At 66.3% G+C, this 25,588-nt stretch carries 25 protein-coding genes; 16 read left to right on the forward strand and 9 right to left on the reverse strand.

Translation table 11 applies throughout. The features are described 5' to 3' along the window. The first annotated feature begins 10 nt into the window (after positions 1 to 10). From ACFWU5_RS18000 to ACFWU5_RS18010, 3 genes are all read left to right on the forward strand, one after another. The gene (locus ACFWU5_RS18000; RefSeq protein ID WP_379239865.1) at positions 11 to 496 is read left to right on the forward strand and encodes a hypothetical protein; all 486 of its coding nucleotides are present in this window, start codon (positions 11 to 13) and stop codon (positions 494 to 496) included. Positions 497 to 535: 39 nt separating this feature from the next. Then, on the forward strand, positions 536 to 1,111 hold the full coding sequence (locus ACFWU5_RS18005; RefSeq protein ID WP_266293232.1) for a TerD family protein: 576 nt from the start codon (positions 536 to 538) through the stop codon (positions 1,109 to 1,111). 67 nt (positions 1,112 to 1,178) lie between these two features. Beyond that, the gene (locus tag ACFWU5_RS18010) at positions 1,179 to 2,831 is read left to right on the forward strand and encodes a protein kinase (protein WP_379267981.1); all 1,653 of its coding nucleotides are present in this window, start codon (positions 1,179 to 1,181) and stop codon (positions 2,829 to 2,831) included. Between the two features lie 20 nt (positions 2,832 to 2,851). Here ACFWU5_RS18010 and ACFWU5_RS18015 read toward each other — a convergent pair whose 3' ends face one another. From ACFWU5_RS18015 to ACFWU5_RS18035, 5 genes are all read right to left on the reverse strand, one after another. Beyond that, the gene (locus tag ACFWU5_RS18015) at positions 2,852 to 4,243 is read right to left on the reverse strand and encodes an MATE family efflux transporter (protein ID WP_379267982.1); all 1,392 of its coding nucleotides are present in this window, start codon (positions 4,241 to 4,243) and stop codon (positions 2,852 to 2,854) included. A 112-nt stretch (positions 4,244 to 4,355) separates the two neighbouring features. Continuing rightward, the gene (locus tag ACFWU5_RS18020) at positions 4,356 to 5,384 is read right to left on the reverse strand and encodes a PLP-dependent cysteine synthase family protein (RefSeq protein ID WP_379267983.1); all 1,029 of its coding nucleotides are present in this window, start codon (positions 5,382 to 5,384) and stop codon (positions 4,356 to 4,358) included. 20 nt (positions 5,385 to 5,404) lie between these two features. Further along, positions 5,405 to 6,694 (reverse strand): Y4yA family PLP-dependent enzyme, encoded by a 1,290-nt coding sequence (locus tag ACFWU5_RS18025; RefSeq protein WP_379267984.1) that lies wholly within the window; start codon positions 6,692 to 6,694, stop codon positions 5,405 to 5,407. 113 nt (positions 6,695 to 6,807) lie between these two features. Further along, positions 6,808 to 7,818 carry an ornithine cyclodeaminase family protein gene (locus tag ACFWU5_RS18030; RefSeq protein WP_379267985.1) on the reverse strand — a complete coding sequence of 337 codons (1,011 nt, stop codon included), beginning with the start codon at positions 7,816 to 7,818 and terminating at the stop codon, positions 6,808 to 6,810. Further along, positions 7,790 to 8,887, reverse strand: a complete 1,098-nt coding sequence (locus ACFWU5_RS18035) for a TauD/TfdA family dioxygenase (protein ID WP_379267986.1) — start codon at positions 8,885 to 8,887, stop codon at positions 7,790 to 7,792. The genes ACFWU5_RS18030 and ACFWU5_RS18035 overlap by 29 nt, the downstream gene beginning before the upstream one ends. Before the next feature lie 300 nt (positions 8,888 to 9,187). Here ACFWU5_RS18035 and ACFWU5_RS18040 point away from each other — a divergent pair, with 300 nt between their 5' ends. From ACFWU5_RS18040 to ACFWU5_RS18075, 8 genes are all read left to right on the forward strand, one after another. Beyond that, positions 9,188 to 10,693, forward strand: coding sequence for an ABC transporter substrate-binding protein (locus tag ACFWU5_RS18040; protein WP_379267987.1), 1,506 nt, complete (start codon positions 9,188 to 9,190; stop codon positions 10,691 to 10,693). Beyond that, positions 10,693 to 11,622 carry an ABC transporter permease gene (locus ACFWU5_RS18045; protein ID WP_379267988.1) on the forward strand — a complete coding sequence of 310 codons (930 nt, stop codon included), beginning with the start codon at positions 10,693 to 10,695 and terminating at the stop codon, positions 11,620 to 11,622. Before ACFWU5_RS18040 ends, ACFWU5_RS18045 begins: the two co-directional genes overlap by 1 nt. A gap of 169 nt (positions 11,623 to 11,791) precedes the next feature. Beyond that, positions 11,792 to 14,203 (forward strand): ATP-binding cassette domain-containing protein, encoded by a 2,412-nt coding sequence (locus ACFWU5_RS18050; protein ID WP_379267989.1) that lies wholly within the window; start codon positions 11,792 to 11,794, stop codon positions 14,201 to 14,203. 70 nt (positions 14,204 to 14,273) lie between these two features. Then, a complete protein-coding gene (locus ACFWU5_RS18055) occupies positions 14,274 to 15,002 on the forward strand; it encodes a lytic murein transglycosylase (protein WP_379267990.1) in 729 nt (242 codons plus the stop codon). 115 nt (positions 15,003 to 15,117) lie between these two features. Further along, positions 15,118 to 16,404: a phosphopyruvate hydratase gene (gene eno, locus ACFWU5_RS18060; protein ID WP_379239876.1), complete on the forward strand. Its 1,287-nt coding sequence runs from the start codon at positions 15,118 to 15,120 to the stop codon at positions 16,402 to 16,404. A 24-nt stretch (positions 16,405 to 16,428) separates the two neighbouring features. Continuing rightward, the gene (locus tag ACFWU5_RS18065) at positions 16,429 to 16,992 is read left to right on the forward strand and encodes a septum formation initiator family protein (protein ID WP_379267991.1); all 564 of its coding nucleotides are present in this window, start codon (positions 16,429 to 16,431) and stop codon (positions 16,990 to 16,992) included. Next, on the forward strand, positions 16,989 to 17,504 hold the full coding sequence (locus tag ACFWU5_RS18070; RefSeq protein ID WP_379239878.1) for a DUF501 domain-containing protein: 516 nt from the start codon (positions 16,989 to 16,991) through the stop codon (positions 17,502 to 17,504). Before ACFWU5_RS18065 ends, ACFWU5_RS18070 begins: the two co-directional genes overlap by 4 nt. 38 nt (positions 17,505 to 17,542) lie before the next feature. Further along, entirely contained in the window at positions 17,543 to 18,499 is a 957-nt protein-coding gene (locus ACFWU5_RS18075; RefSeq protein ID WP_379267992.1) for an exopolyphosphatase, read from the forward strand. Positions 18,500 to 18,524: 25 nt separating this feature from the next. Here ACFWU5_RS18075 and ACFWU5_RS18080 read toward each other — a convergent pair whose 3' ends face one another. Both ACFWU5_RS18080 and ACFWU5_RS18085 read right to left on the reverse strand, forming a co-directional pair. Beyond that, complete coding sequence (locus ACFWU5_RS18080; RefSeq protein ID WP_379239880.1) at positions 18,525 to 19,334, reverse strand: alpha/beta fold hydrolase; 810 nt, start codon at positions 19,332 to 19,334, stop codon at positions 18,525 to 18,527. 168 nt (positions 19,335 to 19,502) lie between these two features. Then, the gene (locus ACFWU5_RS18085; protein ID WP_379239881.1) at positions 19,503 to 19,769 is read right to left on the reverse strand and encodes a YdeI/OmpD-associated family protein; all 267 of its coding nucleotides are present in this window, start codon (positions 19,767 to 19,769) and stop codon (positions 19,503 to 19,505) included. Positions 19,770 to 19,864: 95 nt separating this feature from the next. On the opposite strand from ACFWU5_RS18085, the gene ACFWU5_RS18090 reads away from it, so the two are divergent. The 3 genes from ACFWU5_RS18090 to ACFWU5_RS18100 are packed head-to-tail and all read left to right on the forward strand — an operon-like array spanning position 19,865 to position 22,951. After that, entirely contained in the window at positions 19,865 to 21,097 is a 1,233-nt protein-coding gene (locus ACFWU5_RS18090; RefSeq protein ID WP_379267993.1) for a cytochrome P450, read from the forward strand. Beyond that, complete coding sequence (locus ACFWU5_RS18095; protein WP_379267994.1) at positions 21,094 to 21,672, forward strand: TetR/AcrR family transcriptional regulator; 579 nt, start codon at positions 21,094 to 21,096, stop codon at positions 21,670 to 21,672. The genes ACFWU5_RS18090 and ACFWU5_RS18095 overlap by 4 nt, the downstream gene beginning before the upstream one ends. A gap of 52 nt (positions 21,673 to 21,724) precedes the next feature. Continuing rightward, positions 21,725 to 22,951 carry an acyl-CoA dehydrogenase family protein gene (locus ACFWU5_RS18100; protein ID WP_379267995.1) on the forward strand — a complete coding sequence of 409 codons (1,227 nt, stop codon included), beginning with the start codon at positions 21,725 to 21,727 and terminating at the stop codon, positions 22,949 to 22,951. A 42-nt stretch (positions 22,952 to 22,993) separates the two neighbouring features. Here the strand turns inward: ACFWU5_RS18100 and ACFWU5_RS18105 are convergent, their stop codons facing one another. Further along, positions 22,994 to 23,542 carry a carboxymuconolactone decarboxylase family protein gene (locus ACFWU5_RS18105; protein ID WP_379239885.1) on the reverse strand — a complete coding sequence of 183 codons (549 nt, stop codon included), beginning with the start codon at positions 23,540 to 23,542 and terminating at the stop codon, positions 22,994 to 22,996. 137 nt (positions 23,543 to 23,679) lie between these two features. On the opposite strand from ACFWU5_RS18105, the gene ACFWU5_RS18110 reads away from it, so the two are divergent. After that, a complete protein-coding gene (locus ACFWU5_RS18110) occupies positions 23,680 to 24,300 on the forward strand; it encodes a YdeI family protein (protein ID WP_379239886.1) in 621 nt (206 codons plus the stop codon). Positions 24,301 to 24,338: 38 nt separating this feature from the next. Here the strand turns inward: ACFWU5_RS18110 and ACFWU5_RS18115 are convergent, their stop codons facing one another. Beyond that, the gene (locus ACFWU5_RS18115; RefSeq protein ID WP_379267996.1) at positions 24,339 to 24,866 is read right to left on the reverse strand and encodes a hypothetical protein; all 528 of its coding nucleotides are present in this window, start codon (positions 24,864 to 24,866) and stop codon (positions 24,339 to 24,341) included. Between the two features lie 58 nt (positions 24,867 to 24,924). On the opposite strand from ACFWU5_RS18115, the gene ACFWU5_RS18120 reads away from it, so the two are divergent. After that, positions 24,925 to 25,206, forward strand: a complete 282-nt coding sequence (locus ACFWU5_RS18120; protein ID WP_379267997.1) for a hypothetical protein — start codon at positions 24,925 to 24,927, stop codon at positions 25,204 to 25,206. Positions 25,207 to 25,588: the final 382 nt, after the last annotated feature.

The following is a 25,588-nucleotide window of genomic DNA, read 5'->3' on the forward strand; positions in this document are numbered from 1 at the left end:
GGTGGCATTGATGGGTACAGAGGTAGATCCGGCGAAGCAGGACGTGATGACCGATCATCCCGAGCTCGAGGTGCTGCCGGTGTGGCCGCAGGAAACCATCGCGGTGCTGGTCACCACCGACCCGGCGCCGCACGCGATTCCCGTGTCGTGGCCGGTGCGCGCGGGGGATCGGCGGATTCTCATCAGCTTGAAGTCCGATCGCGGGTCGTTGGCGCGGTTGCGGGCGCGGCCGGAGGTGGCGTTGCTGATTCTGGGCGGCGGCAATGTGGCGTTGTGTGCGCGGGGCCGGGCGACGGTGCTCGCCGAGCAGATGCCGGACGCGCAGGACTACACCGCGGTGCAGCTGGACGTGGACGTGATCGACGACCATCGCCAGTCCGCGTTCGCCGTGGATCGCGGCATCCAGCGCACCGTTCTCGACGACACCGAATTGCGGGCGCTCGAGGGTCGCGTCGAGACCCTGCGAACCTGGGCCGACAACGGACCGGCAGCGTAAGTTCTTCTACGGCATACCATCTGGACAGAAGGGTTCTCCATGAGCGTCACACTCGCCAAGGGCGGCAACGTCTCGCTGTCGAAGCAGACCGACAACCTCACCAAGGTCGCGGTCGGCTTGGGCTGGGACGTGCGCACCACCACCGGTGCCGACCACGACCTGGACGCCAGCGCGCTGGCCACCGGCACCAACCTGAAGGTGCTGTCGGATCAGCACTTCATCTTCTACAACAACCTGCGCTCGCCCGAGGGCACCATCGAGCACACCGGTGACAACCTCACCGGCGAGGGCGACGGCGACGACGAGGTGATCAACGTCGACCTGGCCGCCACGCCGCCGACCATCACCAACATCTTCTTCCCGGTCTCGATCCACGACGCCCAGGCCCGCGGCCAGTCCTTCGGCCAGATCCGCAACGCCTACATCCGCGTCACCGACGGAAACACCGGCGTGGAACTGGCCCGCTACGACCTGTCCGAGGATGCCTCCACCGAGACCGCGATGGTCTTCGGCGAGCTGTACCGCCACAACAACGAGTGGAAGTTCCGCGCCGTCGGCCAGGGCTACGCCTCGGGTCTGGCAGGCATCGCTCGCGATTACGGTGTGAATCTGTAGCAGGTACTGTACGACCGGGTTCATTGCGCAAGGCGGTGGGCCCGGTTTTCCTTGTGGAGGAGGAACCGTGCTGGCGCCAGGCAGCGTTTTCGCCGGGTACACAATCCTTCGACAACTCGGTCGTGGCGGTATGGGCACGGTCTACCTCGCGCGGCATCCACGACTTCCGCGCAACGTCGCGCTGAAGTTGCTCGCTCGGGAACTGGTCGCTGATGCGGAGACGCTCGCTCGATTCGAACGCGAAGCCGATCTGATCGCGTTGCTCGAGCACCCGGGCATTGTCACCGTGTTCGATCGTGGTTCGGTGAACGACCAGCCGTGGATCAGCATGCGCTACGTCGAAGGAACCGACGCGAGCAGGATTCTGTCGCACGAATTCGACCCACGGCGGGCAGTTCGCATCATTGTCGATATCGCGTCCGCCCTCGACTATGCCCACGAGATGAATGTGCTCCATCGCGATATCAAGCCTGCCAATATCTTGCTGACCACGTTCGATGGCACGGTCGAGCGCGCGGTGCTCTCCGATTTCGGCATCGCGCGTCTGCACGGCACCGCGACCCATCTGACTGCGACGGGCACTGTCAACGCCACCCTGTCCTACGCCTCGCCCGAACAACTCGCGGGCATCCCGCTCGACCGTGCCGCCGATCAATACTCCTTGGCGTGCACGCTGTTTCGGCTGTTGACAGGACGTGCGCCGTTCGAGGCCGACGATCCGGTGGCGACGATCACCGGCCACCTCCATCTGGATCCGCCGGCAGTGAGCGACTATCGGGCAGACCTGCCGCGTGCGCTCGACGATGTCGTCCGGCGTGCGCTCTCGAAGCAACCGCGGCATCGTTTTCCTACCTGCGTGGAATTCGCTGCGGCGGCTGCTTCGAGTTTGCAAGTGCCCGTGTCGGATTCGGTGCCGAATCCGATGCCTGTGGACCGAGAATCGGCGGAGGCCGGTAAGTCATCGGCAGCGGTGGTGGTGACCGATCCGGAACCTGCGCAGCCGGTAGCGCGCAAGTCGCGCGGACCTCGACGGGCTGTGCATCCTCGTCGGTGGCAGGTCGCTCTCTTTGTCGCGTCCGTGATCGCAGTCGGGGTGGGGACTGGGCTTGCGCTTGTCTCAGTGGTGGTCGACGACTCGTCGGCGGTCGAGGCCCCGACGACAAACGTGCCACGGCCGAGTTGGGTCGTCACCAGGACGGTGAACGCGGCCGCCCTTGCGGAGGCGACCCGAACGGCCGAACTGCTCCGCTCGACTTTCCCGCGGATGTTGCCCCCGACGGCGACTTCGAAGAAGGGGTATCTCGATACCGAGTGTTCGTGGTTGGGAAAGTCGGAGTATCCGACTGCGCTCGACCTGTATGACGTTGGTTTCGGCGATTGGCTTGGGGAATACACCTGTCTCGGGGGCGGGGACGGTCAACGAGCCTTCGTGATCGTTGCCTACCGATCACCGGCGGAGGTACAGGCTGTGGTGAACGGACTCCCCGTCAACACCCGCACAGCAGAATCACATCAAGGCGTGCCGGTCACGAACTATCGGTTATCGGTGCTGGAATCGAGCGGATTCCAGCATCAGAAGCTGATCACGACCTTTCCCGGCGATGCCACTCGAGCCAACATGATCGTGTATACGATGCCGCGGTCCGGTACTCGTCCTGGTACGCCGAACCTTGACATAGACGCGATGAATACCTGGTGGCGAAATGCCCCACTCACCTGAGCGGGAAGTGATCGACGTTGTCAGCTTGTCTGTGTGACGGGCACACGCCTCGGACTCGCGACGCCGGCCTGATCGAGCAGCGCGAAGTACTTGCGCAGCATGAGCGCGGCCGTGGTCGCCAGGCCTGCCGTCAGTCCCCACCACACGCCTGCCGCGCCCAGATGCAGCGGGAACGCGAGCAGCAGAGCCGCCGGTAGGCCGACGCCCCAGTAGCCGACCAGCGACAGCCGGAAGCCTGCGGAAGTCTCCTTCAACCCGCGCAACAGCCCGGTGCCGATGTTCTGGGCGGCGTCGAAGAACTGCAGCACGATGCCGATGAGCAGCAGGGTGTGTGCGATGGCGACCGTGTCGGTGTCGGTGGGGTCGAGGAAAGGTGCCAGCACGATGTCGGGCGCGAGTACGTAGACGACACCGGTAAGGATCGCGATCACCGCGGCCATCCGCAACGCCAACCAGGCCAACGCTCGCGCATGGCTGAATTCGTCACGCGCCACCGCATGGCTGACCAGGATCGACGCACCGTGTGAGAGGCCGATCGCCATCTGGAACACGATGTAGATGATTTGGTAGACCACACTGTGCGCGGCTAGGGCGGCGGGCCCGAAACTGCCCATCACCAGCGCGAGCACCGAGAACATGCCCGCTTCCGACCCGTAGGTGAGCGCGATCGGCGTGCCCAGGCGCAGTTCTTCGCGCACGGTCGCCCAGCGCACCGGCCACGGCGTCGACGGCAGGGTTCGACCGAGGTGTTCGTCGTGGCGCACCATCGCCCAGAACACCCCGAAGGTGATCAGGAAAACCAGCGAAGTCGCGATACCCACACCCGTCAGACCCATCGCCGGAATGCCCACCCAGCCGTGGATGAACGCCAGCGCGAGCACCAGGTTCAACGCCACCGAACCGAGCGTGACCAGCAGTAACGCCTGCGGACGCTGCATCCCGACGGTGTACTGCCGCAACACCTGGAACCACAGACACGGCAGCAGTCCGGGCGCGAGCGCGATCATCATCGGCCGGGCCAGTTCGAGCACCGCCGCGTCCTGACCCAGCCACGGCAACACCCAGCCCAACCCGATCAACAGCGCCCCGCCGAGCAACCCGGCGATGGTCGCGATGACGAACGCGGCCCGCACCACCGCCCGCACTTCGTCGTCGGCGCAGTCGCCACGCTTGCCCGCCGCGCCGAGCGCCCCCGCGATCTGATTCCCGGTCCCGGTGATCAGCCCGACGCACATGGTCCGGATCTGGTTGAACAGCACCAGCGCCAACCCACCCGCAGCCACCTCGCGCACCCCGAGCGTGCCCATCAGCGCGAGGTTGGTCGTGGAGACCGCGATCTGCGCCAACTGGGTGAGCGCGATCGGCGTAGCCAGCTTCGCCAGCGCCCCGCCGTCACTGCGTGCGACGGTCACCGGTTCGCTCCGACTGGCGCAGTTCGTGTCGTCGGTGCGGTTCGGTGCAGCGCGTGTGCGGTCACCTGGCCGCTCCGGGCCGGCCGTTCGGGTAGCGCGCGATCGCGCTCACTCAGACCTCCATCAGTTCATCGTGGCGCACCGGCGAATACCGGCGCAGCAGCGTGGTCACCGCGGCCTCGGCGTCGGCGTCGAGCAGATCGCGCGCACGCATCCACTCATCGTCGAACACGGTATCGAGGTACTTCTCGCCACCGTCACACACGATCGTCACCACGGTCGACCCGGCCGGGAACTCTTCTAGCCGCGCCAAGGCATTGTGCACCGAACCGCCCGCCGACCCGCCGATCAACAGCCCGTGTGTCCTGGCCACGGCCCGCGCGGTCGCGAAGGCGTCGACATCGCTGACCTTCACACCCTCGTCGAGCAGCGAGTAGTCCACGGCGGTGCCGATGGTCGCGCCGGGCGGCGTGCCCGTGCCCGACTGCCAATACGGCCCACCCTCGCCCCCGAAAGCGATCGACCCGACCGGCTCGACACCGATCACCCGAGCAGGCAGCCCCAGTTCACGCAAGCGGGTGGCGGTGCCGAACAGCGAACCGCCGGTGCCGACCGCGGACAACAAAATGTCGACCCGTTCGACGTCGGCCAGCAATTCCTCGGCCACGGCGTAATACCCCACCGCGTTGGCGTCGTTGTTGTGCTGTTCGGTGAAGTACGCGTCGTCGCGGGCGGCCGCCATCGCCTCGGCGAGGTCCTCGCGTGCCGAGGTGGCCAGTTCGTCGCTGCCGTGTTCGGCGACGAACACCAGGTCGGTGCCCATGGCTGCCATCGCGCGCAACTTGTCCTTACAGGCGTGGTTGTCGACCACGGCGGTGAATCGGTAGCCACGTTCGGCCGCGACCACCGCCAAGCCGAGTCCGGTGTTCCCGGACGTCGACTCGATGATATGCCCGCCATCGCCCAGCAACCCTCGCCGCTCGGCGTCGAGCACCATCGACCGGGCCATTCTGATCTTGGCGGCGCCGGTGGGATTGAACTGTTCGAGCTTGAGCAGCAGCCGCGTGCCGGTGTCGGTGACGGCGAGTTCGAACAGGGGAGTGCGGCCGATCAGATCCGTCACGCGCGTGACGACAGCCATGGGGTTTTCCTCCATCGGGATCAGCGGGAAGTGGCGTCCAAGGTCCAGCGCAGGCGGTCCGCCGCGGCGTGCAGGACGACTTTCGGGGGCAGGGGGAGTTCGTGGAACGTGGACTCGTTGGAATCCATCTGGTACCCGGCGGTGTTCGGGTAGACGAGCAGGTCGCGCAGGTGTGCGCGGCGAGGCAGCGGGATACGCCGTCGGCTGAGCAGGTCGGACTCCAGGCAGGTGGTGGCGCCGACGCAGGTGGGGGTGAGCCGACCTGGGCGGGTGGGCCACAGGACGGGGTCGGGGAGGTATTCGCTGTCGAACCACTGTTCGGACAGGCTGAGGCTGGTGCCGTCGACGGTGAGAATGTCGTACGGGTTGCCTTGTACTGTCCGGGTTTTCACGCCTTGTATGCGAAAGACTGAGCTGCCGGCGCGGTCGAGTAGGGCACGTCCCGGTTCGATGGCTAGACGTATTCCGTTGTCGCGCAGCAGTTCGGCCAGGTTTTGGTGGTCGAGGATGGCTCTGAGCATCGCCGCGCCGGGAACCGGGAAGTGGTACGGGTAGTAGTCGGTGGCCGGGTTCGTATGAAACCAGTTGTCGCTGAGCGTGTTCTGGAACGTTGCCCAGGACTGAGCATCGAGATAGTCGACGCCGAAGCCGCCGCCGATCGAGATCGTGTCTGCCGGATGGCCGTTGGCCCGTGCGCGGAGGCAATGCCCGACCAGTGCGGCTGCGAGCTCGGAGCGAGCTACCACGTCATAACCCGACAGATGAAAGCTGAAGCCGGACAACGTGATCGAACCACTGATGGCTTGAATCGCCTGCTCGAGTTCCATCGGATCGAGTCCGAACCGACTGTTCGAACCCTCGGGCAACACCCGCAGCAGCACTCGCACCGGCAACTCCAGTTCGCCGAGTCGCCTCAGCTCGTCGAGCGCGTCGATCGCGATCAACGCCCGATGCCGAGCCGCCAACCACAGCAGTTCGTCCGATTTCGCAGGCCCGGTGACCATCAAATCCTGGCCGCGCACACCCTGAGACAGTGCCGCGACCAACTCGCCGGTACTGGCGACATCGACCCCCGCACCGCTCTCCGCACACGCCCGAGCCACACAGGCCGCCTTGTTCGCCTTCTTCCCGAAGTACACGAACCCATCGACACCCGCAGCAGTGAACGCCTGCTGAAAAGTCTTTATATTCAAGGAAACCCGCTCGGGAAACAGCACATGAAACGGCCCACCGACCGCCTCGGCGATATCGCCGAGCAGCACGGGATCAGCAAGCAACCGCCGCTCGATCGGGTCGACGTAAGCGGGCATCGGCGGAGCACAGTGCTCCGCCACGCTCCCGGGCCGTCCAGCGGTAGCGGGCACTCGCGCCGACAGGCTCATATCGGGTGGCGACGCGCTATCTTTCCCAATCGGCACGTCCGTCAGTCCCACAACGGCACCTCCGTGCCACGCCCTTCGGCAATTGCCCTGGCAGCCAACGCATGTGCGACCGCGATATCGGTCAGCACCAGCCCACTGTTGTAGACGAAGATCTTCTCGTCCTCGGTCCGCCGCGCAACAGCGCTACGCGTAAGTACCTGCGGCAGTTCGGCATCCACCGCGCGCAGAGTCCCATCGGGCCCGACCATGTCGGTACCCGTCAACGCCATCTGCGCCGCACTGGTCGCCACCACTCGATCGGCATCCACCAGCGTCGACGGCGCCAACCCGTAACCGACCAGCACCACGGTCGAACCCGGTGCCAGATGCGAAGATTCGAGCGCCACCTCGGTACCGGGTCCGGCGGTAGCAAGCACCACATCGGCGGTGGCCGCGGCGGCGTACGGGTCGTCGACCACTTCGAGCAGCGCGTGCGGAACCGCGTCAGCCAGCTGCGAATGCACCGCGGCCAGCCCTTCGGGATGCGTGCCGAACACCATCAGCTTGCGCAACCCAGGATTGGCGGCAAGCAAGTGCGGCAACGCATTACGCCCCTGCGTCCCGGTCCCGATCAGCAACACGCTCTCCGACCCACGCCGCGCGGTCTCCCGCACCAGCAGCGCCGACACCGCGGGCGTACGCAACGCACCCACCCGCGAGCAATCCATCAGCGCGATCGGCGCCCCGGTGGTGTCGTCGTAGAGCGTGATGGTCGTGTAGTACCGCTTGGTGCTGCGGTCGTGCCCGGGATCGAACTTGTAGGAGGTCTTCATGGCCACCACCCGCCGCCGCCCGTCGCGACCCAACATCGCGTACGACACCGACGACCCGCCGGGATCGGCGACGCTGAGCTTGCGCGGATTGTCGGATTCGCCTGCCGCGAAGGCGAGATAGGCCTCCTCGACGGCGCGTACGACGTCGGCCGGACTGATCGGCACGTCGGCCAGGTCGCTGCGCGAGAGCACCCGCAACGGGGTGCTGCGGTCACGGTTGTTCAACGGATCCTCGTTCATCTGCCCTGCCCCGCTCTGCTGTCCGATCAGCGGTCGCCCGGAACGGCGCGACCACCCGTTGCCCATACCCATTCTCGGCCGCTTCCTGCGCGCGCCGACGTCGTTCGGGCAGCCTGATGTTCACGCGTTTGAGCCAGCGGTCGGTCCCGTCGTAGCGTGCGCGGAACGGCACGCGCCCGTGCACGGCGACGTCGTTGTCCACCAGCAGGATCTCGCCGGGGGCCAGCGCCGGGGCGTGGCAGACCCTGGCGAGTTCGGCGGTGAGTCGGGCGTAGGCGATCCGGAAGGTCGCGTCGGCGTCGTCGAGTGGGGTGTAGGCGGGGTCGTAGCGGGTTGTGGCGCAATCGTTCTCGTCGAACCACAGCGTCGGCAGCGGAGCGTGCTGGGTGAAACCGGTCCCGTAGGACACGTCCGGCAGGATCGGCAACGTCGGCGTGGTCAGTGTGCGCAGATCCTCGTCGGACAGGCGAACCTGTCGCACCGAGGACACCGTGGTGGCCACCCGGTCGGGGTTACGCAGGCAGATCAGCATCAGCAGATTCGCGCGGTCGGCGTGGAAGGCGTCCTCGGTGTGCGGACTGAGTAAGGTGGCGCTGCTCGCGCCGGACTGCTCGTGTTCGTGGCCCGCCGCGGGCACGATGTTGTTGACCAGTCGGCCGTTCTGCTGCCCCTGCCAACCGAACGGTTCGCCCGCACACCGCGCGAGCAGCAGCATCGCGATGTCGAGTTCGAACGATCCGGGATGCGTGTGACGCGCCGCGTCCTGCCAATCCGCCGGGGTCGCACCGAAATCGGCGTCGACCCGCAGCCCGCGCACCACGGCCGCACCCGACGCGGTGGCAGGCGGTGCGACGGCGCGCCGGACGCTGTCGGGCAATTCGCCCACGCGATCGGCGATCTGGGCGAGCAATGCGGGATCGTGCAAGGTGTCGGTGTGTGCCGCGTCACCTAATCGGTGGCGAATGTCGGCGGCGAGCGTGCGAAGCGCCGTGGCGGCGTCGTGGTCGAGCTCGCGGGTTTCGATATCGGGCTGGTGAGACGTAATACGTTCGGAGAGAACGCTTTTCACCGGCTTCCCTTCTGCGCATCGGTCGATCATGGGTGATCATCGGGCTCGATGAGCGAAGGTAGTGCCTGGAATTGAATTAGGCAAGACTTACCTAACGTGTCGGCCAGAAAATAGCCGATCTATATAACGTAGTTTTCTACCCGCCTCGCCGATGTGGCGGTCGAGCGGGGTGTCCGCGTCGCGCTGCGGTTCGGTGACAGTCGGCGGGAAGGTCCCCACGCGCCGCGGTATTAGGCTAGCCTCGCCTGAGTTCGCCGCGTCGGGAAAGGGATCTCGGTGCGCGGTTCGAGGAGGAACACGATGAGTTTCACGCGCAGGCAGCTGTTTCGGTCCGGAGTCGGCGTCACCGCGCTGCTACTGGCGGCCGCATGCACCAGCGACGATCGAGCCGGCACCGCACAGCGCGGCGGCACCCTGCGCGTCGGAGCGCTGGGCACCGCCTCCCGCAGCGAACGCGATCCGCACGCGAACCTCAGCAACGACAGCGACTTTCTCATCGCCTCGCTGGTCTACGACGCGCTCACCGTCCCCGGCGGCGACCCGAACGTCGCCCCGCGCCTGGCCTCACGCTGGGAAGCCGGCGCCGACAACCGTCGCTGGACCTTCACCATCGCCGACGGCGCCACCTTCCACAACGGCACCCCGGTGACCGCCGACGACGTGGTGTGGTCGATGCGCCGACTGCGCTCGGTGGGCGGCGCGTCGAAGATGCCGGTGGCTGAAAACGACATCGTCGCCGACGGCCCCCAGCGCGTGGTGTTCACCGTGCCCGAACCCAATACCCAACTGCCACTGCTGCTTCGGTTGATGACGTTCACCGTCCCGAAAGACACCACCGACTTCGCCGCCGCGATCGGCACCGGCCCGTTCCGGCTCGAGTCCTACCAGAACGGCAACGCCCGCCTGGTGCGCAACGACCGCTGGCACGGCACGCCACCGCTACTCGACGCCATCGAAGTGACCATGTTCGACAGCGTCACCGCCCTGGGCAACGCGGCGCTGGGCGGCCAGATCGACCTCGCCTCCAACGTGGGCGCGATCGCCGGCCGCACCGCCGCCGGACGTGGTGACCTGCAGGTCATCCGGCGCGCGAACGACACCATGCTCGGCGTGGCCATGCGCGCGGCCGACGGCCCGTTCGCCGACGCCAGGGTGCGCACCGCCCTGCGCCTGGGTGTGGACCGCACCGCCCTGGTCAACCAGGTGCACTCCGGTTACGGCACCGTCGCCGCCGACGTCCTCGGCACCGCCGACCCGCTGTACGACAAGTCCCTGCGCCGCGACCGCGACATCGACCGCGCGAAAACCCTTCTCCGCGAAGCGAATTTCGACACCGCCCGCAGCTACCCGTTCGTCACCAAGGCCGAAGTGCCCGGCGAGGTCGAATCCGCGAAGGTGATCGCCGCGCAGCTGGCCGAGATCGGCGTGCGCCTGGACGTGCAGGTGGTGGAATCGGCCGCGTTCTACGACCAGACCTGGCTCAACGCCCCGCTGTACACGGTGTCGTGGGGCACCAACGATTCGGTGCTGTTCCTGGCCGACAAGCTGATGACCTCGGCCTCCAACCGCAACGAAACCGCCTTCCGCGACACCGAATTCGACGCCACCGACGCCAAAGCCCTTGCCACCTCCGGCGACGAATACGCCCGCGCCGTACGAGAACTGCAACGCATCGAATTCGAGCGCGGCGGCTACCTGGTGTGGGGCATGGCCGACGGTGTCGACATCGCCGTGGCGACGGTGCGCGACCTGCCCACACTCGGCGGCTTCGCGCGGGTCCAGCTGGAACGTGCCTGGTTGGCGTGATGAAAACCTTTGCCCTGCCGATGTTCCGGCGCCTGGCGCTGCTGGTGACCTTGCTGGCGATCGTGTTCGTCGCGGTGGATCTGCTGCCGGGCAACGCCGCGCGATCGGCGCTGGGCAGGGAGGCGGGGGCGGCCGAGCTCGCGGCGAAGGAACGCGAGCTCGGGCTGGATCGCGCACTGCCGGTGCAGTTCCTGGACTGGATCTCCGGGGTGTTCACCGGCGACTTCGGGCACACGGCGCGCGGGAATTCGATCGGCGCGTTGCTGGCCGACAAGTTCCCGCAAACCCTGCTGCTGGGCGGGATCGCGTTGCTGTTGACCATCGTGTTGTCGCTGGGCCTGGGCTGCTGGTGGGCGATGCGTCCGACGGCTGTGGTTTCGCGAATCTTGCAGCCGGTCAGCACTATTGCCGTCGCGGTGCCCGAATTCGTCTGCGGCACGTTGTTGATCCTGGTGTTCTCGCTGGCCACCGGTTGGCTGCCCGCCGTCACTATCACCGGTCGCTCCGGGTTCCCGCTAGGACCGGAAATGCTGGTGCTGCCAGTGCTGGCATTGGCGATTCCGCAGATCGGCTGGAACGCGCGCGTCGTGCGTTCGGCGCTGCTTGATGTCGCCGCGGCACCGCACGTGGAAAGTGCTGTGCTGGACGGTCTCCCGGCCCGCACCATTCTGCTGCGGCACATGCTGCCGTTCGCCGCGCCGACCATCGTCGCCGGTTACGCCACCTCCGTCGGAATGCTCTTCGGCGGAGCCCTGGTGGTCGAGACCCTGTTCAACTACCCCGGCATCGGCGCCGTACTCGCCGGATCCGTCGCCGACCGCGACGCCACCACAGTCGCCGCGGTGGTCGCCCTGACCGCGATCGTGATCATGGTGCTGCTGGCCGCCGCCGACATCGTGCGCGCGTGGGCCTCCCGGAGCTCGCGATGAACATGCCCGAAATACGAGGTTCCGAGTGGGAGGTCGAGTAATGCGACAGGATCATCTCCCCACGGATCAAGATCACCAGGCTCTGGTGGATTTTTCTACTCGGCCGATGTTTACCGGAAAGCCTGGTGATCAATCGTCCAGATGGGGGACCGCGCTCTGGCGGTGCTCGGTGGCCGTCGGTGTGGGCCTTGTGGTGCTGCTCGCGGTGGTGGGACCGCTTCTCGCGCCGCATCCAGCGGAGCAAGCCGTCGGAATGCCGTTCGCGCAACCCGATGCAACGGCCCCGCTGGGAACCGACCGGCTCGGCCGCGACGTCCTCAGCCACCTACTCACCGGCGGCACCCAACTTCTGGCCGTTTCCGCGGTGATCGCGATCGCGGTGACGGTCCTGTCGGCCATCCTCGGCGCCGTCGCCGCCGTACGTCCCCGCGCGGGCAAGATCATCGAATTGTGCGGCGACCTGGTGATCCTGCTCCCCGCCGTCCTCGGCATCCTGCTGGTACTCACCGCCTGGCCCGGTGGCGGCGTCATCGCGCTGATCGCCGTTTCCCTGCTGTTCGGAGTTCCCTACTGCGCCAGACTCTTCGCCGCCTCCGCCGCGACCATCGCCACCACCGGCTACGTCGAAGCCGCGATCGCCAGCGGAGAATCCCTGCCCCACCTGGTCTTCCGCGAAATCCTGCCCAATCTGCGCGCCGTCTTCACCACCCAACTGGGCTTGCGTTTCGTAGTAGCCATCTACCTGGTCAGCACCGTCGCCTTCCTCGGCGTCCCCGCCCTCGGCGCCGACAACTGGGCAATCATGGTCCGCGACAACGCCTCCGGACTCCTACTCAACCCGTGGGCGGTCCTCGCCCCCAGCGCCGCCATCGCGATCGTGGCAGTGGGGGTGAACCTGGTGGTCACCAGTGGGCCGAAGACCCGTCCCGCGACGACCAGCTCTTTCGGCAGCGCAGGTCGGATTTCGGTGGCGGACTCGGGGGAGTCCGCGGTAGTCGATGACTTGACTGTTGTCGCCGACAGCGGGGCCGTGCTGCTGGCGCCGTTGTCGTTCCGGTTGAAGGCGGGCACGGTGACCGCGCTGACAGGGGCATCGGGCGTGGGCAAGTCCACGGCGATGCGTGCGCTGCTCGGGCATCTACCCACTGGCGCTCGCGGAGCGGGAACCGTGCTGGTCGCCGGGCATGAGGTGTTCGCGCTGGATGCCGGGGCCCTGCGCAAGTTTCGCCGCGAAAAGATCGCCTACGTCGGCCAGGATCCAGGATCCGAACTCAACCCGCTCCTGCGCGTCCGAGCCGTCCTAGCCGACGCCGCCCCCACCAGCACCGAAGCCGACCGCCTAGCCGTCCTCGAACAGGTAGGCCTCGACCACACCCATCTCCGTCGCCGCTGCGCCCGCCTGTCCGGCGGCCAACAACGCCGAGTCGCCCTGGCCCGAGCCATCCTGCGCCGCCCCGAACTCCTCATCCTCGATGAACCCCTCGCCGGCCTGCACGGCACCCTCCGCACCGACATCGCCCACCTGATCTCCACCCTCGCCACCGACCACGCCACCACCGTCCTGCTCTCCGGCCACGACACCGAAGCGATCAACACCATCGCCGACACGGTGATCGAAATCCGCCCACCCAGCGAACAGGCAGCGAATGATTCAGGCGGAGTTACTGATTCGCAGCACAGCAGCCACACGCCGAGCAGGTCCCGTAGAAGCAACGCGCCTGCTGATCGGCAAGGCAAGCGGCATCCTCGAGTTCGTGTGGCGGCCGCAAACGCGATGGCAGGTACTGCAGATCCGAGCAGAGGCCGCGTGTCGACGGGTGCCGATTCGCCGATTGCCAGGCGGAACCCAGTAGACGATATTGTCCTGCGCGCCAAGGGAATCAACGCGACAGCGCACGGCCACACGGTCCTCGAAGAAGTCGATCTCAGCCTGCGAGCCGGTGCTGCCCTAGCAGTGGTCGGCCCATCCGGCGCCGGAAAAACCACCCTCGCCCGAGTGATCGCAGGCCTACATCCCGCCGAAACAGGTTCGCTGGAAGTGTGCGGAAAAAAGATAGCCAAGGACCGAATCAAGCCCGGCGCCAACGGAATCCAACTGGTCACCCAAAACCCCCGCGCAGCACTGAACCCCCGCCGAACCGTCGAACAAACCCTGGCCCGCCCCCTCCGCAGAATCGCCAGAATCCCCAAACACGAAGTCCCCGCCCACATCACCGCCCTACTCACCGCCGTCGACCTCCCCGTCGACCTCACCACCCGCCACCCCCACCAACTCTCCGGCGGCCAACGCCAACGCGTAGCCCTCGCCCGAGCCCTAGCCGCCAACCCGGCCGTGCTCATCTGCGACGAAATCACCACCGCCCTCGACACCGAAACCGCCACCGCCATCATGTCTCTGCTCGACAGAGTCCGCGCCGACCGCAACACCGCCGTCATCCTGATCAGCCACGACATGACCCTGGTCCGCGGCCACTGCACCGACCTCCTCGTCCTCGATCACGGCCGAGTCGTCGAATCAGGAACGCCGACACAAGTTCTCACCACACCCGCGCACCAAGCCACCGCGGACCTACTCGGCTGAACCCGCGCAAGAAGTTATCCACGACTCTGAGAACCTGCTGTGAGACGTGCACAAAGTGCCGTGGATCTGGATGATTGAGCAGGTGACGGTGCAAAAAATCGGCGTGCTCGCCGCAGTCGCGATCACCGCACTCCTGTCGGGGTGCAGTTCGCTTGCGTCGATTCCCGGCGACATGCCGCCGGGGCCGGGAGTCGCGCTGCCCACCATCGATGTCGACGCGCCCGGCCGCGCGTCGGAGCAGTTACGTGGCTGGGCCGACGAGCAATCCGGTGCGGTCGGCATCAAACCTGTAGCGCTCGAGGCCTACGGGTACGCCGCCGCGGTGCTGGCGAAGTCGAAGCCCGAGTGCGGGATCGCCTGGACCACCCTCGCCGGGATCGCCAGCGTGGAAAGCGGGCACGGCACCCATCGTGGTGCCGGGATCGACAGTGACGGGGTGGTGCGCCCGGCGATCATCGGCGTCGCCCTGGACGGCACCAACAACAATGCCGAGATTCGCGACACCGACGGCGGCCGTCTCGACGGCGACACCACCTACGACCGCGCGGTGGGTCCGCTGCAGTTCATTCCGGAAACCTGGAAACGCTGGGGCGTGGACGCCAACGGCGACGGCGTGATCGACCCGCAGAACATCGACGACGCCGCACTGACCGCCGCCCGCTACTTGTGCACCCGCGGCGGCGACCTGACCTCGGCAGACGGTTGGCAACGAGCCCTGTTCGCGTACAACCAGGACAACAAATACATGCGCGTGGTCCGCGATCGCGCCGCGATCTACAGCATCGGCCGCCGCGTGTAGTTCGCCCCGGCCCGGAGTGCCGGTTACTGCGCACCCCGCCGAGACGATAGGCTCGGCAGCGCACGGCCCCATCCCGTGATACCTACCGTGCCTTCCGTCGTAAGGAGCAGTTTTCGTGGCCATTATCGAACAGGTCGGAGCTCGCGAGATTCTGGATTCGCGCGGCAATCCCACTGTCGAGGTCGAGATCGCCCTCGATGACGGCACCTTGACCAGGGCAGACGTGCCGTCCGGCGCGTCCACCGGCGAGCACGAGGCCGTCGAGCTGCGTGACGGCGGCGACCGCTACGGCGGCAAGGGTGTGCAAAAGGCCGTCGAAGGTGTGCTCGACGAGATCGCGCCCGCCATCATCGGCCTCGACGCCGTCGAGCAGCGCACCGTCGACCAGGCCCTGCTGGATCTGGACGGCACCCCCGACAAGTCCCGCCTCGGCGCGAACGCCCTGCTGGGCGTGTCGCTGGCCGTGGCCCGCGGTGCCGCCGAGTCCTCCGGGCTCGAACTCTTCCGCTACCTCGGCGGCCCGAACGCCCACGTGCTTCCGGTGCCGATGATGAACATCCTCAACGGTGGCGCACACGCCGACACCGGCGTGGACGTGCAGGAATTCATGATCGCCCCGATCGGCGCGCCCACCTTCCGCGAGGCGCTGCGCTGGGGCACCGAGGTGTACCACACGCTCAAGGCCGTGCTGAAGGAAAAGGGCCTGTCGACCGGTCTCGGTGACGAGGGTGGCTTCGCCCCCGACGTCGCGGGCACCATCGAAGCTCTCGACCTGATCAGCGTCGCCATCGAGCGCGCCGGCTACAAGCTGGGCACCGATATCGCGCTGGCTCTCGACGTGGCCGCGACCGAATTCCACACCGAGGGCGAGGGTTACAAGTTCGAGGGCAAGATCCGCACCGCCGCCGAAATGGGCGACTTCTACGCGGACCTGCTCACCAAGTACCCGCTGGTCTCCATCGAAGACCCGCTGTCGGAAGACGACTGGGACGGCTGGGTCGCCCTCACCGACGCCATCGGTGACAAGGTGCAGCTGGTCGGCGACGACCTGTTCGTCACCAACCCCGAGCGCCTCGAAGAGGGCATCGCCAAGGGTGCCGCGAACGCGCTGCTGGTGAAGGTCAACCAGATCGGCACGCTCACCGAAACCCTCGACGCTGTCGAGCTGGCGCACCGCAACGGGTACAAGACCATGATGTCGCACCGTTCGGGCGAGACCGAGGACACCACCATCGCCGACCTCGCGGTCGCCGTCGGTTCGGGCCAGATCAAGACCGGCGCGCCCGCGCGTTCGGAGCGGGTCGCCAAGTACAACCAGCTGCTGCGCATCGAGGACGCCCTCGGTGACTCGGCACGCTATGCCGGTGACGTGGCCTTCCCGCGTTTCACCGGCGAATTCTAAAAAGTTGTACAGGGGCGGTAGGCAATGACCGAGCGGCGTGCGCGTGGAACCAGTCCGGGTGGACGTGGTGACAGGCGCACGTCGCGCACCCGCCCCAAGCTGGACGCGCCCGGCCGCCCCACCGCGGCCAAACGCCCCACGCGCCGCCATCCCGAATCCGCCAAGCGCAAGCCCACCGGCAAGCTCGACCGCGGCGAACACACCATCCTGGGGCTGTCGACCGGCAAAGCCGTGATCCTGGCGGCCGTATTGTGCGGTCTGGCACTGACTTTGGCCGTGCCGACCCGCACCTACTTCAGCCAACGTGCCGAAGCGGTGGCACTGGCCGAACAGCGGCGGGCGCTCGAAGCGGACCTCGACGGTCTGCGCGCGCGCCGTGCGCAACAACAGGATCCGGCCTACATCCGCTCCCAAGCGCGCGACCGCCTGCGCCTGGTGATGCCCGGCGAAACCCCCTACATCGTGCAGATTCCCGGCATCGAAGCACCAGCGCCGCCGCCGATGAGCACCCGAACCGCGGCGCCCGACCCCTGGTACACCGACCTGTGGCGCAGCATCTCCGAACCAGCCCCGGAAGGACCCCGGTGACGACACCGAACGCCAGCGACCTCGAGATCATCGCGAAGCAGTTGGGCCGCGAACCTCGCGGCGTGCTCGAAGTCGCCTACCGCACCCCCGACGGCCTGCCCGCCGTGGTCAAAACCGCGCCCCGCCTGCCCGACGGCACCCCCTTCCCGACGCTGTACTACCTCACCGACCCGCGCCTGACCGCCGAGGCGAGCAGGCAGGAATCGGCCGGTGTCATGCGCGACATGACCGAACGCCTGGCCGCCGACCCGGAACTGGCCGCCGCCTACCGTCGCGCCCACGAGAGCTACCTGGCCGAACGCAACGAAATCGAGTCCCTGGACACCGATTTCAGCGGTGGCGGCATGCCCGACCGCGTCAAATGCCTGCACGTACTGATCGCGCACTCCCTGGCCAAGGGCCCCGGCCTGAACCCCTTCGGTGACGAAGCCGTCGCCCTGGCCGCCGCCGCGGGCTTCCGCGGCACCGCGATCCCCGCCGACTGGCCCGCCGCACCCGGCGAACAGGCATAATCGCGGGAGTGCCCGGCGCACCAGACCTGGAGGACACCATGAGTGAGCGCATCGCCGCAGTGGACTGCGGAACCAACTCGATCCGACTGCTGATCTCCGAAGTCACCGCCGATGGTGGGCTCACCGATGTGCATCGGGAGATGCGGATCGTGCGGTTGGGCCAAGGTGTCGACGCCACCGGTCGACTCGCGCCCGAAGCGATCGAACGCACGCGCCTCGCCTTGGCTGATTACGTCGATGTGATGGTGGCGGAAGGTGTTTCGCGGGTTCGCATGGTCGCGACTTCCGCGACTCGCGATGCCGCCAACCGTGACGACTTCTTCTCGATGACCCGCACCGAGCTCGGTCGCGTGGTGCCCGGCGCGGTCGCGGAAGTGATCTCCGGTGACGAAGAAGCACGACTGTCCTTCGCCGGTGCAGTCGGCGAATTGGCCTCCGACGCCGGTCCTTTCGTGGTCGTCGACCTCGGCGGCGGCTCCACCGAACTGGTGGTCGGCGACGAAAACGGTGTCCAGGCAGCCTATTCCGCCGACATCGGCTGCGTCCGCATCACCGAGCGCTGTCTGCCCGGCAACCCGCCGACACCCGACCAGATCACCGCCGCAAGGGAATTCGCCCAGGAACGCCTCGACGAAGCGTTCGCGAAAGTCCCCGTCGACAAGGTCCACACCTGGGTAGGCGTGGCAGGCACCATGACCACGATCACCGCCGTCGCCCTCGACCTCCCCGAATACGACTCCGCGCGAGTACATCTCACCCGCCTGACCCTGGCCGAAGTCCACGACGTCTGCGACCGTCTCGTCGCCATGAACCACGACGAACGCGCAGCCCTCGGCCCCATGCACCCCGGCCGCGTCGACGTCATCGGCGGCGGCGCGGTCATCACCGAGGTCCTGGCCGACGAACTGGCCCGCCGCGCCGGAGTCTCCGAACTCGTCGTCAGCGAACACGACATCCTCGACGGCATCGCCATGTCCATCGTGAACGCCGCCTGAGGTAGTTCCCGTCGGTCGCCGACACTCACTGGGCCTGCTGATCAGCCGCCCTGATCAGGTGGGTGCGGAGGGCATCGGCGACGATGTCGGGGTTCTCGAGCATCGGGATGTGCCCGACACCCGGGAGGGTGACCTCCTCGACGTGGTCGGGCAGTTCATCGATCAGCCGCTGCATGGACTTGTTCCGGGTGAGGAAGGTGTCGAACTCGGACAGGATCAACGATGTCGGCGCTGTGACACGACGGATGTCGTCGTCGGTGAGCGGTCCATCGCGCAGATACGCCAGTTGCATCGGCAGGTAGATGGGGCAGTGGGCGACTGCGCGGATCGTGTTCGCCGCGTCAACGGGGTCGACCGCCGTCATGTCGCTGACGCAGTTCCTGATGATCGGGCGTTGAAAGACCTCGCGAGTAGTTACTCGATCACCGAACATGCGGGCAGCGGCGGCAAGCGGAAATTGTGCGACGAATACCAGACCGAGATGAAACTCGTTGTAGGAGAAACGCTTCCATCCTCCGCTGGGGTTCAGTGCGGCAAGGGATCGCGCCCGGCCGCGGCGTTCGAGTTCGAACGCGATCTGTCCGCCGAGTGAGCTCCCGGCTATGTGGCAGGTTTCCCAACCGAGCTTGTCGAGTTCACGTTCGACGCCGTCGGCGATCCCGCGGACGCCCACATCGCGCAGTCGCAGCTGCGGCCCGCCCCAGTGCCCTGGCATCGTCATCGCGAGAACGTCGTAGTCGCGCGAGAGATTGTCGACAACCCTGTGCCATGAATGATGGGACAGGGTGTAGCCGTGCAGCAGCAGTACGGGCTCACCCGAACCAGCCCGGTTCATCGATGTCACAAATCCCCCTCGCGCCTTTGATCACCCAGTGGTAGCACAACTTCCACCGCGGGCCTACCCGCCGACGCAAGGTCATCCCGATGAGCGAGGCGCCACACGCGGTGTGAGCTGCGGTTCGATCTCCTCGGCGGCGGGGACCGGATGCTCGGAATTCCCAGCTCAGCTGCCGGTGCGCTCGCGATGCGCGCACCCAGGCCAGCAGCACGGCCGCCGCTGGCCCTCCTCGAGCTCCTCTTGGGTGCGTCGGATCCGCCGTGCGCGTGTCGCGTCCTGTTTGGCGTCCTCGACCCAGCAGATGAACTCGTTGCGGGCCAGTGGGGTGATGTCGCGCCAGGCGGTGAGTGCGGGCGGGTTCGCGAGCAGTGCCGTGCGCAGATCCGTCGGCAACTCGTGCACCACACCACCGGGAACTCCTCGACTGCTCATCAGTCCACGGTAGCGCGCACACGTTCGACCTGCGGTGACAGACGAAAATAGAACCGGTTCTAGACAAATTGGTGCAGATGTCTCACCATGGAGTCATGAGCACAACGACGTCTCATTCGGTGCGGTTCGAACTCCGCTCCGGAGAGACTTGGCGCGATCCCTGGTCCATGTATTCCGCACTGCGCGAGCATGATCCGGTCCATCGGGTGATCCCCGAAGGGCAGGAATCCGACGATTTCTACGTGCTGTCCCGGCACCCCGATGTGTGGGCGGCCGCCCGCGATCCCGAGACGTTCTCCTCGGCCTCGGGCCTGACCGTCGACTACATCGACCTGGCCGCCGCCGGGTTCGGTGGCGTCAAGCCGTTCGTCTTCATGGACCCGCCGCAGCACACCGACTTCCGGCGCAGAGTTTCTCCGGGATTCACACCGCGCCAAGTGAATTCGGTCGAACCGGCGGTGCGCAGGTTCGTCGTCGAACGGATCGAGCGACTGCGCGCGGCCGGTGGCGGCGATATCGTCGAGGAGCTGTTCAAGCCGCTGCCCACGATGGTGGTCGCGCACTACCTCGGCGTGCCCGAACGCGACCACGGCAAGTTCGACGAGTGGACCGAGAACATCGTCGGTGGCGCCGTCGCGGGCGCCGGGATCGCCGCGGGCGACCAGAACGCGTTCGCCGCCGTGGGCGAGCTGGTCGGCTACTTCACCGAGCTGATCGCCCGTCGCCGCGTGGAACCGGGCGACGACACCATTTCGCACCTGCTGGCCTCCGGCCTCGGCGCCGAGGGCGACAATGACGGCCTGATCGCCATTCTGGGCTTCGCGTTCACGATGATCACCGGCGGCAACGACACCACCACCGGCAACCTCGGCGGTGCGGTCCAACTCCTCACCGCCGATCCCGACCAGCGCACGCTGCTCGCCGACGACCCGTCGCTCATCCCCGATTCCATCGAGGAGTTCCTGCGGATGACCTCCCCGGTGCAGGGTCTGGCCCGCACCACCACCCGTGATGTCGAACTGCACGACACCACCATCCCGGCCGGCCGTCGCGTGCTGTTGCTCTACGGCTCCGCCAACCGCGACGAACGCGAATTCGGTTCCACCGCAGCCGAACTCGACGTCCGCCGCAACCCGAAGCGCATCCTCACCTTCAGCCACGGACACCATCACTGCCTCGGCGCGGCCGCCGCCCGCATGCAGGCCAGGGTGGCGCTCGAGGAACTGCTCGCCCGGTGCCCCGATTTCACCGTCGACCTCGATGCGGTGCGATGGTCGCAGGGTAACTACGTGCGTTGGCCCGTCTCGGTGCCGTTCAGTGCGACATGAGTGGTGACTGGTTGGCGACCGACCGGGCGGACCTGGCCGCCGAACGCATCATCGACGCGGCCGCCGAACTGTTCGCCGAACACGGGGTGGCCGCGGTCGGCATGGCCGACATCGCCAGGGCCGCAGGCTGTTCCCGTGCCACGCTCTACCGCTACTTCGACAACCGGCAGGCGGTGCGGCTGGCGTTCGTGCACCGCGAGACCCGCCGCATCGTCGCCCAGCTCGACGAGCGGTTCCGCGATATCGCCGACCCCGGCGAACGGATCATCGCGGCGATGCTCGGCGCGGTCGCGCAGGTTCGGGCCAACCCCCTGCTCATCGCCTGGTTCCGGCCCGCCGACTCCGGCACGGCGGGCCGCATCAGCCAGGACTCCGACGTCATCGAAGCCCTGGCTGCGACCATCTTCGGCCCCACTGGCCTGACCGACCCGCAGCGAAGCCGCATGGCCCGCTGGCTCACCCGCGTGATCGTCTCGCTGCTGTCGGCGCCCGGTCGCGATGCCGCCGACGAACGCGCCATGCTCGAGGAGTTCGTCGCACCGGTCATCACCCGGAACTTCGTCGCACCGAAATAGAACGTGTTCTATATTTGGGAGAAAGTTCCGGCGATCCCTCGGGAGTCCAGAGATGTACCAGTGGTCAGACGAAGACCTGATGTTCCGCGAGGCTGTGCGCGGCTTCATCGCCAAGGAGGTCACCCCGCACGTCGACCAGCTGGAAAGCGGCGCGCTGCCGCCGTTCGGCATCATCCGCAAGCTGTTCGCCACCTTCGGCCTGGACGAGATGGCGCGCGACGGGCTCGAGAAGGCGCTGGCCCGCGAAGAGGCAGGCACCACCGGCTCCGGTAGCTCCGGCGGCGGGCTCAGTGGTGCGGGCAGCATGGGCGTGGTGCTCAACAGCGAACTGGCCGGCGTCAGCCTCGGTCTGGTGGCCTCGATGGGGGTGAGCCTGGGTCTCACCGTCGGCACCATCCGCAGCCGCGGCACCCTCGCGCAGAAGAAGCGCTGGCTACCCGAACTGGTCACCATGGACAAGGTCGGCGCCTGGGCCATCACCGAACCCGATTCGGGCTCGGACGCGTTCGGCGGCATGAAGTCCTACGTCCGCCGCGACGGCGAGGACTACATCCTCAACGGCCGCAAGACCTTCATCACCAACGGCCCGTACGCCGACGTCACGATCGTCTACGCCAAGCTGGACGAACAGGACGGCGCCGACCGCCGCGACCGCAAGGTGCTGACCTTCGTGCTGGACAAGGGGATGCCCGGTTTCACGCAGAGCCCGCCGTTCAAGAAGATGGGCATGAACTCCTCGCCCACGGGCGAACTGTTCTTCGACAACGTCCGCATCACCCCCGACCGGCTGCTCGGCGAAACCGAGACCCCGGCCAAGGGCGACGGAAAGGACAGTGCCAAAGAGTCTTTCGTGGTCGAACGCGTCGGCATCGCGTCGCTGGCACTGGGCATCATCAACGAATGTCACCGCCTGTGCGTGGATTACGCCAAGTCCCGCACCCTGTGGGGCAAGGAGATCGCGCAGTTCCAGCTCATCCAGCTCAAGCTCGCCGAGATGGAGATCGCGCGAATCAACGTGCAGAACATGGTGTTCAACGCCATCGAGCGCACCGCCGCAGGCGACAAGGTGACCCTCGCCGAGGCGTCCGCGATGAAGCTGTACTCCTCACGCGCGGCCACCGAGGTCGCGATGGAGGCCGTGCAGTTGTTCGGCGGCAACGGGTACATGGCCGAGTACAAGGTCGAACAGCTGGCCCGCGACGCCAAGTCCCTGATGATCTACGCGGGCAGCAACGAAATCCAGGTCACCCACATCGCCAAGGGTCTGACCAGCGGGTAAGCACATCCTCCGGGAGCCGCGCAGGCTCCCGGAGGGTTTCGTTTACGGCACCCGCCGAGGTTCCGGCATCGCACACGCCATCCCATCAGCCATCCCGGTCGGCTGCACACCGAGCCCCTGATTCAACCGAGCCCGCTGGTTCTCCCAAGCGATAGTCGCCGCCAACTCCGCCACCTGCGCCTTCGACAGATGCGTCAGCAACTCCTCCCGCAACTCATCGAGCTCAACAGCCGGCGTCACCGTCATCGCCTCAGCGAACCCGATCACCAACTTCTCCAACTCGCTATAGGCATCGCTGGTCTTGTACCGAGGCAGATCGGTCAACTGCCGCTCACTCAACCCCGACGTATGCGCCAGCGCCGACCCGATATCCAAACAGAACTGACAAGCCACCAACCCGGCCGTCTTGAGTTCAGCCAACTCCTTCAACCGAGGATCCACCTTGTTGCTGAACAACAAAGCCGTCTCGTAAACCACCTGCGCCCCCGCAATCTGCGGCCGCCGCCCCAACCACCCCACCAGATCGCCCTTGTTCCGCCGAGCCTGCCCAATCACCTTGACATAAGCCCGAATTCGCTTGACCACCCGCATCGAGAACACCCCTTCGTGTCAACGGTTCGCTTCCCCCTGAACCTACGCCGGGACCCCACAGAACCCCAGCGTGATCTGCGTCGCCGCTCGCCGCATTGCGGACAGGATCTGTCCGCAATCGGTGCGACACTGAGAAAATGCGGAAAGATCCCCTCGGGCCACCCGTTTCCACACACCCACCGACGTGGAAATTCGACTACCCGATCTTCCACGCCGAAACGCGGACCCAGTGGCGAACCTGGCTCACGGCCAACCACGCGTCGGTCCGAGGCGTGTGGTTGTGCTCGTGGCGCAACACCACCGGCCGACCACGCTGCCCGTACCCCGAGGCCGTCGAGGAAGCCATCTGCTTCGGCTGGATCGACTCGACCACCACCATCCTCGACGAAGAACGCGGCTTGCAACTGTTCACACCGCGTCGACCCAAAAGCTCCTGGACCCGCCTCAACCGCGAACGCGCCGCCGACATGGAAAAGCACGGCCACATGACCGACGCAGGCCGCCACGCCATCGCCGCCGCCGAAGCCAATGGCTGGTGGACGATTCTCGACCAGGTCGAAGACCTCACAGAACCACCAGACCTGACCGCAGCACTGGACGCAGCCCCACCAGCCCGAACCAACTGGGACACCTTCCCTCCCAGCGCCCGCAAACAAATGCTGTGGTGGATCGTCAGCGCCGCCCGAGACACCACCCGATCAGCTCGAATCGCAGACATCGTCACCAAAGCCGCCACCGGCCAACGCGCCCGCGGCTGACGATCTCAACGGCAATTCGCCACCGCGTTCGACCCCACTCACTCCGCCGCCTCGGGTCGACCGATCTCCCCATGGTTTGTGCGCTCGAAAGGTCCGCTGAGATCGCGCACAAGCGCCGGGTCCGTGTAGATCTGCGCGGTGTGCTTCCACGCGATCAGGTTTCGCTGGAACGGCAGGTAGAAGCCGGTATCGGCACCGGCGACGAGATCGTCGAGCAGTTCGTGAACGGCCTCTGCGCGATGCTCGGAAGGCAGCCAGGTGAGCCAGGGCAGTTCCTCGGCAAATACTTCCTCGGCCATCTGCCGATTGGTCTTGGCCAGCAGTGCGAGAGAGCGAGCGGCGATCCGCAGGGCACCGTCCATCGCCTGATACCGCTCATCCCGCATCAGAACAACATTCTCGGCGTCGCGCCGTTCGAGCGTGACATCGGAATCAGCCAGCAGCGGAAAGACCGATGTCTGCTTACGAATGAGCTCGCTGAACGGTAGATGCTTCATCGCCCGAACGTACTCGCAGTGCTGATCTAATTCAGCACTGCACATCATCTGCGGATCACGCAGTCCCACAAGCTGTACCATCGGTTCCCCGCGATATCTAATGGCGCACAGCAGAACTGGGGCAGAAATGTCGGCTACGGAACCCGAAGAGGCTGTCATCGACTACCGGGAAGACCCGTCCGGTGCCGCTCGACAAGGAACCAACCCGGCTGTGCTGGGTCGGATGCGCACCGGGTGGGCAACCATGGCCGACACCCAGCACCTGCCTGGATATTGCATCTTGATCTACGACGGCGATGCGGATCAACTCACCGAACTACCCGTGTCCGAACGGGTCGCCTTCATGCGCGACGTTGTGCTCCTGGGCGCATTTCATTCGAATTGGAGGATCGCCAATGTTGAGCGATAGAGTCAGTCTTGTCCTGTCCGTGAATCGCGCATTGTGGGGCGCAGTATTCCCTGCGCTTCGGCGCGTGCTGGTTCGGCGAGATGGGGACTTGGTTTCTGTCTGTTTTATCGTGGACGGAGCGACGAGCGACGAGGATCGGTGGTCCATGAGCTGCGTCACCACTGAAGTAATCGCTGACTTTTCGGACTGCAAAATTAGGGAGTTAGTGGTACGGATCGATTCTCCGGCGCCATTGGAAGAATTGGGTGATTGGTACTTAGTTTACGCTCGACGTGAGTAAAGCAATTATTGAGGCTTATTCAGCTGCGGCATAAGCACTTTCGCTGAGGAGCTCGTCGCCTCGATTCGCGAGCGACGGTCCTTGTCTGCCAAAATCGTTTTA

The sequence above is a fragment of the Nocardia sp. NPDC058640 genome (assembly GCF_042716995.1).
GTDB lineage: Bacteria > Actinomycetota > Actinomycetes > Mycobacteriales > Mycobacteriaceae > Nocardia.

Bases quoted from the DNA above. Each gene is read 5' to 3' on its own strand.
- ACFWU5_RS18000 (WP_379239865.1), top strand. From the start codon at position 11: ATGGGTACAGAGGTAGATCCGGCGAAGCAGGACGTGATGACCGATCAT.
- ACFWU5_RS18005 (WP_266293232.1), top strand. From the start codon at position 536: ATGAGCGTCACACTCGCCAAGGGCGGCAACGTCTCGCTGTCGAAGCAG.
- ACFWU5_RS18020 (WP_379267983.1), bottom strand. From the start codon at position 5,384: ATGGCTGTCGTCACGCGCGTGACGGATCTGATCGGCCGCACTCCCCTG.
- ACFWU5_RS18025 (WP_379267984.1), bottom strand. From the start codon at position 6,694: ATGCCCGCTTACGTCGACCCGATCGAGCGGCGGTTGCTTGCTGATCCC.
- ACFWU5_RS18030 (WP_379267985.1), bottom strand. From the start codon at position 7,818: ATGAACGAGGATCCGTTGAACAACCGTGACCGCAGCACCCCGTTGCGG.
- ACFWU5_RS18040 (WP_379267987.1), top strand. From the start codon at position 9,188: ATGAGTTTCACGCGCAGGCAGCTGTTTCGGTCCGGAGTCGGCGTCACC.
- ACFWU5_RS18045 (WP_379267988.1), top strand. From the start codon at position 10,693: ATGAAAACCTTTGCCCTGCCGATGTTCCGGCGCCTGGCGCTGCTGGTG.
- ACFWU5_RS18055 (WP_379267990.1), top strand. From the start codon at position 14,274: ATGATTGAGCAGGTGACGGTGCAAAAAATCGGCGTGCTCGCCGCAGTC.
- ACFWU5_RS18065 (WP_379267991.1), top strand. From the start codon at position 16,429: ATGACCGAGCGGCGTGCGCGTGGAACCAGTCCGGGTGGACGTGGTGAC.
- ACFWU5_RS18075 (WP_379267992.1), top strand. From the start codon at position 17,543: ATGAGTGAGCGCATCGCCGCAGTGGACTGCGGAACCAACTCGATCCGA.
- ACFWU5_RS18080 (WP_379239880.1), bottom strand. From the start codon at position 19,334: ATGAACCGGGCTGGTTCGGGTGAGCCCGTACTGCTGCTGCACGGCTAC.
- ACFWU5_RS18085 (WP_379239881.1), bottom strand. From the start codon at position 19,769: ATGAGCAGTCGAGGAGTTCCCGGTGGTGTGGTGCACGAGTTGCCGACG.
- ACFWU5_RS18090 (WP_379267993.1), top strand. From the start codon at position 19,865: ATGAGCACAACGACGTCTCATTCGGTGCGGTTCGAACTCCGCTCCGGA.
- ACFWU5_RS18095 (WP_379267994.1), top strand. From the start codon at position 21,094: ATGAGTGGTGACTGGTTGGCGACCGACCGGGCGGACCTGGCCGCCGAA.
- ACFWU5_RS18100 (WP_379267995.1), top strand. From the start codon at position 21,725: ATGTACCAGTGGTCAGACGAAGACCTGATGTTCCGCGAGGCTGTGCGC.
- ACFWU5_RS18105 (WP_379239885.1), bottom strand. From the start codon at position 23,542: ATGCGGGTGGTCAAGCGAATTCGGGCTTATGTCAAGGTGATTGGGCAG.
- ACFWU5_RS18110 (WP_379239886.1), top strand. From the start codon at position 23,680: ATGCGGAAAGATCCCCTCGGGCCACCCGTTTCCACACACCCACCGACG.
- ACFWU5_RS18120 (WP_379267997.1), top strand. From the start codon at position 24,925: ATGTCGGCTACGGAACCCGAAGAGGCTGTCATCGACTACCGGGAAGAC.